Consider the following 12,054-nt stretch of genomic DNA (forward strand, 5'->3'; position numbering starts at 1 on the left):
AGTGAAACTCTTCACAAAGTAGCCGCACGGAGCCCGACCGAAGGCTCCATCTACTAAGGAGTGGACGCATGGACTGGCGCCACCGAGCTGCCTGCCGTGACGTGGACCCCGAGCTGTTCTTCCCGATCGGCAACACCGGCCCGGCACTCATGCAGATCGAAGAGGCCAAGCAGGTCTGTCGTTCCTGCCCGGCCGTCGACGCCTGCCTGAAGTGGGCCCTCGAGTCCGGCCAGGACGCCGGCGTCTGGGGCGGCCTGAGCGAGGACGAGCGTCGCGCGCTCAAGCGCCGCACCGCCCGCGCCCGTGCCCGCGCCTCCGCCTGAAGACCCGCCAGAAACCTTCATAGTCTCCCCACCCTACGACGGCGCTGTCAGCAGGGCGGAAGCGGGATCGACAGAACGACCTCCGTGCCGCCTTCCAGGCGCGGCTCGACGGTGAGCCGCCCGGACAGCTCCCCTTCCACCAGCGTGCGCACGATCTGCAACCCCAGGCTGGTGGAACTGTCGAGATCGAAGCCGTCGGGCAGCCCGCGGCCGTCGTCCCAGACGGTCACGTTGAGCCGCTCGTGCGCGGACTCGACCATCACCTCCAGCCGCTTGGGCCGCCCATGCTGCAACGCGTTCTGCAACAGCTCGGTCAGCGCCATCGCCAGCGGGGTGGCGATCAGCGACGGCAGCACGCCGAACTCCCCCACCCGCCGCGGCGTGACCGCCACCTCGGGGGACGAGACCTCGCCCGCCATGGCGATCACCCTGTCGGCGATCTCGTCGAAGTCGACGAACTCCTCCGGCGCGTGCGAGAGCGTCTCGTGCACGATCGCGATCGAGCCGACCCGGCGTACGGCCTCCTCCAGCGCCTCGCGGCCCTCCGGCACCTGAAGCCGCCTGGCCTGCAGGCGCAGCAGCGCGGCCACGGTCTGCAGGTTGTTCTTGACCCGGTGGTGGATCTCGCGGATGGTGGCGTCCTTCGTCATCAGCTCGCGCTCGCGCCTGCGCAGCTCGGTGACGTCCCTGATGAGGACGAGCGCGCCGATGCGGCCGCCGCCGACGATCAGCGGGATCGCGCGCAGCTGCACGATCGTGCCGCCCGACTCGACCTCGGTCTCCTTGGCCGCGCGCCCGCTGGCCACGATCATGAGGTCTTCGTTGATGGGCTCGTCGGAGTAGCACAGCTGGGCGGTGACCCGGCCCAGCTCGGCGCCCACGAGGTCGGCGTGCAGGCCGAGCCTGCGGTAGGCCGACAGCGCGTTGGGGGAGGCGTAGGTGACGCGTCCGGCCCTGTCGAGCCTGAGCAGGCCGTCGCCCACGCGTGGCGAGCGGACCAGGATCGGCTCGTCGCCCGAGAAGGGGAAGCGCCCCTCCGCCACCATCTGCGCCAGGTCGGAGGCGCTCTGCAGGTAGGTCAGCTCCAGGCGGGAGGGGGTGCGGGCCGAGGAGAGGTTCGTCGAGCGCTGGATGACCGCGAGGAAGCGGGCCTCGCCGTCCTCGACCGCCCGGCGTACGGGGATGGTCTCCTCCCTGACCGGCACGCCCGTGGACCAGTCGGGGTCGCCCTCGCGGCAGATGCGCCGCTCGTTCCATGCGGTGTCGATGAGCTGGCGCTCGCCCTTGGCCGCGACCGTGCCGACGATGTCGTCGTGGTAGACCGTCGGGCCCGTCGTGGGGCGCATCTGGGCGATGGCGATCCAGCCGTTCTCTCCCAGCAGCGGCGCCCACAGCACGAGGTCGGCGAACGACAGGTCGGCCAGCAGCTGCCAGTCGGAGACCAGCGAGTGCAGCCAGTCGAGATCCGCTTCGTCGAGCGCGGTGTGGCGGGCTACGAGGTCGCTGAGAGTCGGCACGAGTGCATCATGCGTGCTTTCCCCCGCAACAACCAAACCGACCCCCGGGCAGGCGGGCATGTTTGACGACAAGGGTGACGACATCGCCCACATAGCTGGACTTGTCACGAAATCTCATACTGTGAGAAGCGTCATACCGCCGAAGCCGCGAGCCACCGAGAACGAGCCGCTCCGCGGCGAGCCGGAGGTGATCCACACGAGCGCGACGTCCTCCCGGCACCGGCGCGACACGGCGCGCGAGCCCGTCTCGGTTGCGATCGCGCACGCTGCTGTGGATATCCTTCACCATCAACCTGAGCTGCCCGGATCCGCGCGTGCCCACACCCGCACGCGCCCGGCGCCGGTCGGCCGCCGCGGCCCGCGGTTGACCACTCGGGCCGAAGTGAGTTCCGATGATCTCGCGGTGACCAGACACGCCCTCACCGCCGTGGCAGAAGTGAAGGTGAGAGCGTGAGCGACGACAGCCCCCGCGTGCCGAAGTACTACGACGTGAAACGGGCCCTGCTCGAACTCACCAAGACCCTCTCCCCCGGCACCGCGCTCCCGCCGGAACGCACGCTCGCCGTCCGGTTCGAGACCTCGCGCACCACCGTCCGCCAAGCCCTGACCGAGCTGGTCGTCGAGGGGCGGCTGCTGCGCATCCAGGGCAAGGGCACCTTCGTCGCGCAGCCCAAGGTGGCCCAGGTGCTGCAGCTCACCTCGTACATCGGGGACCTGCGCACCGCCGGCCTCGAACCCGACACCAAGATCCTCGAGATCGGCTACATCACCGCCGACGAGGCACTCGCCCGCCGCCTGGCCATCAACCCCGGCGGCCGCGTCCTGCGCATCCACCGCCTCCGCCTGGCCAACGGCGAGCCCGTCTCCATCGACACCACCCACCTGTCCGCCCGCCGCTTCCCCCGCCTGCGCCGCGAGCTCGAAGTGCACGCCTCCCTGTACGAGACGCTGCACAACGCCTACAACGTGCGCCTGACGGACGCCGAGGAGATCATCGAGACCGTCCTCGCCACCCCCTACGACGCCAAGGCCCTGGGCGTGGACGTCGGCCTCCCCATGCTCCTGCTCACCCGGCACGCCTTCGACGCCGACGGCAACCCGGTGGAGTGGGCCCAGAGCCTCTACCGCGGCGACCGCTACAAGTTCGTCACCCGCCTCCGCCGCCCCTGACCGCCCTTTCCCTACGCTTGAGTCATGAGCGTTCTCGTCGTCGCGGGTACCGGCAGCGGTGTGGGGAAGAGCGTGGTGACCGCGGCGGTGGCGGCGCTGGCGGTCGCTCGGAAAGCCGAGGTGGCCGTGGTCAAGGCGGCGCAGACCGGAGTCGGCGCCGGGGACGACGGTGACGTCGATCGGGTGATGCGGCTCTCCGGGGTCAGGACGACGTTCGAGCTGGGGCGGTTCCCCGACGCGTTGCCGCCCGCCGCGGCCGCTCGGGCCGCCGGGCTGCCGCCCGTGTCCATGTCGGCGGCGGTCACCCTCGTGCGGGAGCTGTCGGAGAGCAACCGGCTGGTGCTCGTGGAGGGGACGGGCGGGCTGCTCGATCGCTACGACGAGGACGGCGCCACCGTGGCCGACCTCGCGCGTACGCTGCGTGCCCAGGTGCTCGTGGTGGTGAGCCCCGGCGCCGGCACGGTGAACGACACCGCGCTCACCCTGGAGGCGCTCGCGCATCGGGGGCTCGACCTCGCGGGGGTCGTCATCGGGCGGTGGCCTGCCGCGCCCGGGCTCGCGGAGCGCTCCGCCGTCGCCGACCTGGAGATGCTGGCGGCGCGGCCCCTGGCCGGCGCGCTGCCCGACGGGGCCGGTGCGCTGCCCGGGCCTGAGACGTTCCTGGACGTGGCCAGGCGTGGCCTCGGTGCCGCGCTGGGCGGCGCCTTCGACCCGGCCCGCTTCCGCCAGACCGCCTGAAGGGTGGGGTTAGCCCTACCATCCACCGGCACACCAGGCCCATTTCACGGCCCCGCCGCCGATCATTACCGTTGACGACATGAAAGTCCCCCGTCCCTGGTCGGCCCGTGCCTGGCTGGACACGGCGCACGTGATGGTGGGCCTGCCCCTGGCCATGCTGCTCGGCGCGCTCACGCTGGCCCTGGCCGTGGCGCCGCCGCTGCTGGTGCGGGCGGTCCCGAGGTTCACGGGGGTGCAGCGGTCGAGGTTCGAGGCGTTCCTGGGCTCCCGCATCCCGCCCGTACGCTCTCCTGCGAACCTGCGCGCCACCGCGACGTGGCGGCAGATCTGCTACCACCTGCTCTCCCCCTGGGTGAGCCTGGTGGGCGTGTTCCTGGTGGCGCTGGCGTGGGGTGGCGCCGTCGTGGGGCTGCTGGCGTTTCTGCCGCCCAAGCTGCAGCCGCCGCCGCTGGAGTTCGAGTTCGATCTCAGGGACGGCAAGGTCGTGTTCGTCTACATGCTCGTGGGCCTGAGCCTGGCGCTGCTCGCGCCGCTGCTGGCGCGCGGCATGGCGGTGCTGGACCTGTCGGTGGCGCGTGCGCTGCTCGGCCCGAGCCGCAGCGAGCTGGGCCAGCGCATCGAGACGCTGACCGAGAGCCGGGCCGGCGTGATCGACGCGGCCGACGCCGAGCGCCGCAGGATCGAGCGCGACCTGCACGACGGCGCCCAGCAGCGGCTGGTGTCGCTGGCGATGAACCTGGGCCTGGCCAGGGCGACGCTGACCGACCTGCCTGACCCGGCGCGCGAGGCCATCGAGCAGGCCCACGAGGAGGCCAAGCAGGCGCTCAAGGAGCTGCGCGACTTCGTCCGCGGCCTGCACCCGGCGGTGCTCAACGACCAGGGCCTGGACGCGGCGCTGTCGGGCGTGGCGGCCCGCGCGCCGTTCCCGGTGAAGCTGCGCGTGGACATCGAGCGGCGGACCACGCCGACGATCGAGGCGGTGGCGTTCTTCATCGTGTCGGAGGCGCTGACGAACATCGCCAAGCACGCGGCGGCCACCAAGGCCGAGGTGAGCGTGCGGCGGGAACGAGACCGCCTGCATCTGCTCGTGTGGGACGACGGCTGCGGTGGTGCGAGGATGGACGGCGGCACCGGGCTGCGCGGCCTGGCCCAGCGGGTCGACTCCGTGGACGGCGCCCTGCGGCTGTCCAGCCCTCTCGGGGGACCGACGACGATCGAGGTGGAGCTGCCGTGCGAGTAGTGCTCGCAGAGGATTCCGTGCTGCTGCGCGAGGGGCTGATCCGGCTGCTCGACGCGGCCGGCATGCAGGTGGTGGCGGCCGTTGACGAGGCCGAGGGGTTACTGCGCGCGGTCGAGGAGCATCAGCCCGAGCTGGTCATCACCGACGTGCGCATGCCGCCCACGCACACCGACGAGGGCCTGCGCGCCGCGCTGGTGCTGCGCCGCCAGCAGCCGAAGCTGGCGGTGCTGGTGCTCTCGCAGTACGTCGAGGAGCGCTACGCCGCCCAGCTGCTGGCCTCGGCCGCGACCGGCGGGGTCGGCTACCTGCTGAAGGACCGGGTGGCCGACGTGACGGAGTTCATCGACGCGCTGCGCCGGGTGGGGCAGGGCGGCACCGCGCTCGACCCCGAGGTGGTCTCCCAGCTGCTGCTGCGCGGCAACAACGACCCGCTTGAGCGCCTGACGCCGCGCGAGCACGAGGTGCTCCAGCTGATGGCGGAGGGCCGCTCCAACGCCGGCATCGGGCAGGCTCTGGTGCTCAGCGAGGGCGCGGTGGGCAAGCACATCGGCAACATCTTCACCAAGCTCGACCTGTCGCCGGCCGAGGGCGACCACCGGCGGGTGCTGGCGGTGCTGCAGTTCCTGAAGATCAGGAGCCTGCCGTGAGAGCGGTCTGGCTGATGGCGGGCGCGGCGGCCACGGTGATCGCGCTGACGATCTCGACGGTCGTGCTCTGGCGGGGGTTCGCGCGGGCGCGCACGCCGACGGAGGTCACGATGCGCTCGATCCCGTTCGAGGGCGAGAGCCTGCGGGTGAAGACCGGCAAGGGCAGGGTCGGCCTGTACGTGCTGCCGGGCAAGGCGGGCGAGCTGCTGCTCGAGCGCTCGCTGCGCTGGACCAGGGACCGCCCGACGGTGACGGAGGAGTGGGACGCCGGCTCCCGCACGCTCCTGCTCGACGCGGTCTGTCCCGGAGGCGACCAGCCCGACGGGCCGTTCTGCCACGCCGACTACACGTTGTTCGTGCCGCCGGAGACGAACCTCGACGCGAGCACCAGGGGCGGCGGTCTGGCGGTTTCCGAGCTGTTCGGCGACGTACGCCTGACCTCGGTGTCGGGTGACCTCGACGTGCACGCGGTCGCGGGCGACCTGTGGGCGCGCACGGGCACGGGCAGCGTCGACGCCGACGACCTCGGCGGGCAGCGGGCGGACGTCGAGGTCGGCACCGGCGACCTCGACCTGCGCTTCGCGGGAGCGCCGTCGCAGGTCAAGGCCGTCGTCCGCACCACCGGCGACGTGATGGTGAACCTGCCGCCGCAGGCGGGCCGCGACAGCGCGTACGACGTCACCGCGACCGGCACCAACACCACGGTCGACGTCCGGCAGACCACCGGCTCCCCCAAGACGATCGTCGCGACCACCGAGGACGGCTTGGTCACGATCTGTTGCCAATGACCGATCAACGCGTCGGTCGAGACCTGTTTACTCGGGTGACTGGTTGGTAAGTTCCCGGCATGGAGTCTGCGAAGCACGCCGGTGACGCCGCCGTCGCCGTGTCCAAGGCCTATGGCGTCGAGACGATGTTCACCCTGTCGGGAGGGCACGTCTTCCCCCTCTACGACGGCGCGGTGCACGAGGGCATGCGCATCCTCGACGTACGCCACGAGCAGAGCGCGGTCTTCGCCGCGGAGGCGACCGCCCGGCTGACCAGGAGCCCCGGCCTGGCCGTGCTGACGGCGGGCCCCGGCATCACCAACGGGGTGAGCGGCGTGGCGACGGCCCACTTCAACGGCTCACCGGTGGTGGTGCTCGGCGGGCGGGCGCCCCAGTCGCGCTGGGGCAGCGGCGCGCTCCAGGAGATGGACCATCCGCCGCTGCTCGACCCGATCACGAAGCTGGCGTTCACGGCGAGCGCCGCCGACTCGGTCGGGCAGGACGTCGAGGTCGCCTTCCGTACGGCGGTGGCGCCGCGTCGCGGGCCGGTCTTCCTCGACGTCTACATGGACCACCTGTTCTCGCCCTCCCCGGTGCACGAGGTGCACACGCAGACGCCGTCCCCGCTGGAGCCCGACCCCGACGACCTGGCGAGCATCGCGCGTCTGCTGGCCGAGGCCGAGCGCCCGGTCCTGGTCTACGGCTCCGACGTGTGGATGGACCGCGCCGAGGAGGCGGCCCGCGACTTCGCGGAGACCTGGCGGCTGCCGGTCATCCCCAACGGCCAGGGCCGCGGCATCCTGCCCGCGGGCCACGAGCTGCTGGCGACCAGGGCGAGGGGCATGGCGTTCGGGCAGGCGGACCTGGTGATCGTGGTGGGCACGCCGCTCGACTTCCGGCTCGGCTACGGCTGGTTCGGCGGCAAGGACGGCGCGCCGCTCGCCAGGGTGGTGCACATCGCCGACGCGCCCTCGCAGCTCGCCACCCACATGCAGCCGGCCGCGTCCGCCGCCGGTGACCTGTCGGTGGTGTTCTGGAGCCTCGGCACGGCGTGCGGGGAGGCGGGGGTCAAGCCCGACGCGTACGCGTCGTGGGTGACGAAGCTGTCCGGTGCGGCCGCGGCCGCCACCGCGAGCGACGCCGAGCTGCTGGCCGCCGGCTCCGACCCGATCCACCCCATGCGCATCTACGGCGAGCTGGCCAAGGTCCTCGACGACGACGCCGTGGTGATCGGCGACGGCGGCGACTTCGTCTCGTACGCGGGCAAGTACGTCGAGCCGAAGCAGCCGGGCAACTGGCTCGACCCGGGCCCGTACGGCTGTCTCGGCACCGGCCTCGGCTACTCCATCGCCGCCCGCCTGGCCAGGCCGTCCTCACAGGTCGTGCTGCTGCTCGGCGACGGCGCCGCGGGCTTCTCGCTGATGGACGTCGACACCCTCGTCCGCCACAGACTGCCCGTCGTCATGATCTGCGGCAACAACGGCATGTGGGGCCTGGAGAAGCACCCCATGCAGCTGCTGTACGGCTACGACGTGGCCGCCGAGCTGCAGCCGCAGTGCCGCTACGACCAGGTGGTGACCGCGCTGGGCGGCGGCGGCGAGCTGGTGACCAAGCCGTCGGAGATCGGTCCGGCGCTGCGCAGGGCGTTCGACTCGGGGCTGCCGTACATGGTGAACATCGCGACGGACCCGCAGGTCGCCTACCCCCGCAACACGACGGGGGTCTGAGCCGTCACTGGTTCTTGGAGGGTGTGGGGGTCGGCGTGGGGCTGGGCGGCGGCTCGTCCTCGGGGCAGGCGCTGTCGACGATGACGAGCACGACCTCCGTGCCCTTCTCCACCCTCTTGCCCGGGCCCGGGGTGGTCTGCTTGATCCGCCCGCAGCGCCGCCCGTCGGTGGTGGTGGTGCGGTCGTCGGTGCGCGGCAGGAGCCCGGCCGCCTCGATGATGCCCTGACCTTCGAGGAAACGCTTGCCGACCACGTTGGGCACCGGCACCTTCTTGTCCGTCGGGGTGCTGGTGGGCGTCTTCGACGGCGTGGGGCTGCTGGACGGCGTGGTGGTGGGCGTCTTCGTGGGCTCCGGGGTGGTCTTCGTGACCGAGGGTCTGGGGGTGTGCGGCCGGTTGACCGTCTGCTCCCGGGTCGGCACGGGCTCAGGCTCCTCGGTGACCTCGGGTTCCTTGGTCGTCGGCTTGGGAGGCTTGCTGGTCTTGGGCTTGCCCTCCTTGCCGTCGCCCGCGTTGGCGGCGGCGCTGATGGACTGCGTCGGCTCGGCCGGGGTGGTGGCGATGCCGCTCAGCGCGACCGCGCCGGCGCCGGCGCCGAGCACGACGGCCGCCGCGATGCCGGCGACCAGCCCGGTCCTGCGCGGCGCCTTCGCGGCGCGCCTGCTCCCGCCGCGGCGCTCGGACAGCGCGGTGTCCTCGTGGGCCATCCGGGCGCCGGTCTGGTAGGGGTCGGTGTCGCGCTGCTGGTAGGACTGGCCGGATTGCTGGTACGCCTCCGGCGGCGGCGCCATCGTGGCCCCCGTGGCGGGCGCGGCGGAGGGCGGCTCCGGCAGGGCGGCCGGGGTATGCCCGCTGGCGATCGCCCTGGCGGCCTCGCTCATCGCGCGCGCGTTGGGGTAGCGCCGCGCCGGGTCCTTCGACAGGGCGATGTCGACGAGCGTGCGTACCGACTGCGGGATGTCCTGGGACAACGGCGGCGGCGCCTCGCGGATGTGCTTGAGCGCGATCGTGACCGCGCTGTCACCGTCGAAGGGCCGCTGGCCGACCAGGCACTCGTACGCCACGACGCCCAGCGCGTAGATGTCCACGGCGGGCGTGACGGGAGCGCCTTCGGCCTGCTCGGGGGCGCAGTAGGCGGCGGTGCCGAGCACCATGCCGGCGTCGGTGAGCCGGCTCGCGATGTCGGAGCGCGCGATGCCGAAGTCGGTCAGGACGAGCGTGCCGTCGCGCTGCACGAGCAGGTTGCCCGGCTTGACGTCGCGGTGCACGATGCCCTGGTCGTGGACGGCCTGCAGAGCCGATGCGGCCTGCGCGATGAGCTCCATGGCCGCCTGCGGCGGGATGCGGCCCAGCCGGGCGAGCAGCCGGTCGAGCGGCTCGCCGTCGACGAACTTCATCACCAGGTAGACGGTGTCGCCGCTGACGCCGTAGTCGTAGACGTCCACGACTCCGGAGTGGTTGATGGTGGCCATCGCCCGCGCCTCCCCCTGGAAGCGGGCGACGAAGCCGGGGTCCTGCATGCGGCCTGGGAGCAGCACTTTGACGGCGACGGTGCGGGCGAGGACGGTGTCCTCACCTCGCCACACCTCGCCCATGCCACCGGCGCCGATGCGGGTATCCAGTCGATACCGCCCCGCCAGCGTCGTCCCTTGGGCCACCATGATTCCCCCGCTACCCCCCTACGTCCGAAACCTCTCCCACCCCGCGGATCTCCAACAAAGCGAAGTTTTGTCGCGGTGAGGTAACACAGTGGTCACGGAACTCAGAGAGTGTACGACTCACCTGTCCCACATGCCACTCAAATGCCTCAAGCCGTACAAAGCCTATCCTGAGGCCTTGCAACCGCACTTGTCCGCGTTTCCCGGGAAGTCAACAGGCCCATTCCACCACCCGTAGGCTGACCCCATGACGCTCGCACCAGGCCTGCGCGCCCAGCTCCCGACCGTGGTCGAGATGGCCGACACCGCCAAGGAGATCGGCAGCGGTGACGTGCCGGTGCTGGCCACGCCCAGGTTGCTCGCCCTCGCGGAGGCGGCCACCGTACGCGCCGTCGCCAGGCACCTCGCACCGGGCGAGACCTCCGTCGGCACCCGGGTCGCCCTCGACCACCTGGCCGCCAGCCCGCTCGGCGCCCGCGTGCAGGTCGGCGTCGAGCTGACCGAGGTCGACGGGCGGCGGCTGGTCTTCGCCTTCGAGGCGCACGACGAGCGCGGCTCCGTGGTGGGCAAGGGCACGATCGAGCGCGTCGTGGTCGACCGTGCCAGGTTCCTCGCCCGCACTACTCGATGACCGCGATCAGGTCGCCTTCCTGGATCACGTCTCCCTCGGCGACCTTGAGCTGCGCCACCACGCCGTCGTCCTCGGCGATCACCGGGATCTCCATCTTCATGGACTCGAGGATGACGAGCGTGTCGCCGTCGGAGACGGTGTCGCCTTCTTTGACGACCACCTTCCACACGTTCGCCACCATCTCAGCGCGTACCTCAGCCACCGGGACTCCCCTCTTTCACTGAACCAACAATCTCATGGGCCTCAGGCGCGCATCCGCGCGACCAGGCCGGTGTCGTAGTCGCCGGTGGCGAACTCCGCGTTCTCCAGCAGCTCCGCGCAGAACGGCAGGTTGTTCTTCGGGCCCTCCACGACGAACTCCGCCACCGCCTTGCGGCCCTTCTCCAGCGCCTCTGCCCGGTCCGAGCCGTATACGCACAGCTTGGCCATCAGCGGGTCGTAGAACGGCGTGACGGTGTTGCCCGCCGTGTAACCCGAGTCGACGCGGACGCCGTCGCCCGCGGGCTCGTCCCAGGCCGTGATCGTGCCGGGGCCGGGGAAGAACCGCTTGGGGTCCTCGGCGTAGACGCGGAACTCGATCGCGTGGCCGCGCGGCTCGGGCCGCACCTCGGGGCTCTCGCCCGCCGCCACCCGCAGCTGCAGCTCGACCAGGTCGAGGCCGGTGACCAGCTCGGTGACCGGGTGCTCCACCTGGAGCCTGGTGTTCATCTCCAGGAACACGAAGTCCTGCGCGTCGGCGTCGACCAGGCACTCGACCGTGCCCGCGCCGACGTAGCCAACTGTCTCGCCGGCCCGCACCGCCGCCGCCAGCATGCGCTCGCGCAGCTCGGGGCTGATGCCGGGCGAAGGAGACTCCTCGACGACCTTCTGGTGGCGGCGCTGCACCGAGCAGTCGCGCTCGCCCAGCGCCACCACCCTGCCGTCGGGCAGGCCGAGGATCTGCACCTCGACGTGGCGGGCCCGCGCGATGTAGCGCTCGAGCAGCACGGCGGGCCCGTCGAGCGCGTCGCCGGAGAACCTCGCCGCCGCCCGCGCGGCCTGCTCGTACGCCTTGGCCAGCCCCTCGTCGTCGTAGGCCACGCTCATTCCGATGCCACCGCCGCCGCCCGCGGTCTTGACCATGACCGGGTAGCCGATGGACTCGGCGGCCCTCAGCGCCAGCGACAGGTCGGTCACCGGCTCGCGGGTGCCCGCCGCGACCGGCACCCCGGCGGCCTCCATGAGGTTACGGGCGTTGATCTTGTCGCCCATCTTGTCGATGGCCTCGGGCGACGGCCCGATCCACACCATGCCGGCCTCGATCACGGCCCTGGCGAACGCGGCGTTCTCGGCGAGGAAGCCGTAGCCGGGGTGGACCGCCTTCGCGCCGGTCGCCCGCGCCGCCTCCAGCACCTTGACGATGTCGAGGTAGCTCTGCGCCGGGTTGGCCGGTCCGAGCAGCACGGCCTCGTCGGCCTCGCGGACGAAGGGCAGGTCGGCGTCGGCCTCGGAGTGAACCGCGATGGCGCGCAGGCCGAGCTGCTTGACCGTGCGGATGATCCGCCGCGCGATCTCCCCTCGGTTGGCGATCAGAACGGGTCCGAGCGTCTCAGTAAGCACGCCGACCACCCTACGACCGCCGACGCCCTGACCCCTTT

The 12,054-nt window shown here is 71.8% G+C and carries 13 protein-coding genes; 9 read left to right on the forward strand and 4 right to left on the reverse strand.

Annotated features, from left to right (window positions below):
- Positions 1-68: 68 nt before the first annotated feature.
- Positions 69-323, forward strand: coding sequence for a WhiB family transcriptional regulator (locus tag AB0K28_RS30315; protein ID WP_113705541.1), 255 nt, complete (start codon positions 69-71; stop codon positions 321-323).
- 47 nt (positions 324-370) lie between these two features.
- Here AB0K28_RS30315 and AB0K28_RS30320 read toward each other — a convergent pair whose 3' ends face one another.
- Positions 371-1,840: a histidine kinase N-terminal domain-containing protein gene (locus AB0K28_RS30320; RefSeq protein ID WP_355414746.1), complete on the reverse strand. Its 1,470-nt coding sequence runs from the start codon at positions 1,838-1,840 to the stop codon at positions 371-373.
- Positions 1,841-1,898: 58 nt separating this feature from the next.
- Here AB0K28_RS30320 and AB0K28_RS30325 point away from each other — a divergent pair, with 58 nt between their 5' ends.
- From AB0K28_RS30325 to AB0K28_RS30355, 7 genes are all read left to right on the forward strand, one after another.
- The gene (locus tag AB0K28_RS30325) at positions 1,899-2,294 is read left to right on the forward strand and encodes a hypothetical protein (protein ID WP_364376785.1); all 396 of its coding nucleotides are present in this window, start codon (positions 1,899-1,901) and stop codon (positions 2,292-2,294) included.
- Positions 2,291-3,010, forward strand: coding sequence for a GntR family transcriptional regulator (locus tag AB0K28_RS30330; protein ID WP_364376788.1), 720 nt, complete (start codon positions 2,291-2,293; stop codon positions 3,008-3,010). The genes AB0K28_RS30325 and AB0K28_RS30330 overlap by 4 nt, the downstream gene beginning before the upstream one ends.
- A gap of 24 nt (positions 3,011-3,034) precedes the next feature.
- The gene (bioD, locus tag AB0K28_RS30335) at positions 3,035-3,748 is read left to right on the forward strand and encodes a dethiobiotin synthase (protein ID WP_364376791.1); all 714 of its coding nucleotides are present in this window, start codon (positions 3,035-3,037) and stop codon (positions 3,746-3,748) included.
- 79 nt (positions 3,749-3,827) lie between these two features.
- The gene (locus AB0K28_RS30340; RefSeq protein WP_345389585.1) at positions 3,828-4,988 is read left to right on the forward strand and encodes a histidine kinase; all 1,161 of its coding nucleotides are present in this window, start codon (positions 3,828-3,830) and stop codon (positions 4,986-4,988) included.
- The gene (locus tag AB0K28_RS30345; RefSeq protein WP_345389588.1) at positions 4,979-5,635 is read left to right on the forward strand and encodes a response regulator transcription factor; all 657 of its coding nucleotides are present in this window, start codon (positions 4,979-4,981) and stop codon (positions 5,633-5,635) included. Before AB0K28_RS30340 ends, AB0K28_RS30345 begins: the two co-directional genes overlap by 10 nt.
- On the forward strand, positions 5,632-6,423 hold the full coding sequence (locus AB0K28_RS30350) for a hypothetical protein (RefSeq protein ID WP_364376795.1): 792 nt from the start codon (positions 5,632-5,634) through the stop codon (positions 6,421-6,423). Before AB0K28_RS30345 ends, AB0K28_RS30350 begins: the two co-directional genes overlap by 4 nt.
- A gap of 59 nt (positions 6,424-6,482) precedes the next feature.
- Entirely contained in the window at positions 6,483-8,129 is a 1,647-nt protein-coding gene (locus AB0K28_RS30355; protein ID WP_364376798.1) for an acetolactate synthase, read from the forward strand.
- A gap of 4 nt (positions 8,130-8,133) precedes the next feature.
- Here AB0K28_RS30355 and AB0K28_RS30360 read toward each other — a convergent pair whose 3' ends face one another.
- Positions 8,134-9,789, reverse strand: coding sequence for a serine/threonine-protein kinase (locus tag AB0K28_RS30360; protein WP_364376801.1), 1,656 nt, complete (start codon positions 9,787-9,789; stop codon positions 8,134-8,136).
- Between the two features lie 244 nt (positions 9,790-10,033).
- Between AB0K28_RS30360 and AB0K28_RS30365 the strand changes: the two genes are divergently transcribed.
- Positions 10,034-10,417 (forward strand): hotdog domain-containing protein, encoded by a 384-nt coding sequence (locus AB0K28_RS30365; RefSeq protein WP_345389600.1) that lies wholly within the window; start codon positions 10,034-10,036, stop codon positions 10,415-10,417.
- On the opposite strand, the gene AB0K28_RS30370 is transcribed toward AB0K28_RS30365, so the two are convergent.
- Both AB0K28_RS30370 and AB0K28_RS30375 read right to left on the reverse strand, forming a co-directional pair.
- Positions 10,407-10,619: a biotin/lipoyl-binding carrier protein gene (locus AB0K28_RS30370; RefSeq protein WP_345389604.1), complete on the reverse strand. Its 213-nt coding sequence runs from the start codon at positions 10,617-10,619 to the stop codon at positions 10,407-10,409. The genes AB0K28_RS30365 and AB0K28_RS30370 overlap by 11 nt on opposite strands.
- A 41-nt stretch (positions 10,620-10,660) precedes the next feature.
- Positions 10,661-12,016, reverse strand: coding sequence for a biotin carboxylase N-terminal domain-containing protein (locus tag AB0K28_RS30375; RefSeq protein ID WP_345389607.1), 1,356 nt, complete (start codon positions 12,014-12,016; stop codon positions 10,661-10,663).
- Between the last annotated feature and the right edge of the window lie 38 nt (positions 12,017-12,054).

This window comes from Nonomuraea sp. NPDC049504, from assembly GCF_040676845.1.
GTDB lineage: Bacteria > Actinomycetota > Actinomycetes > Streptosporangiales > Streptosporangiaceae > Nonomuraea > Nonomuraea salmonea.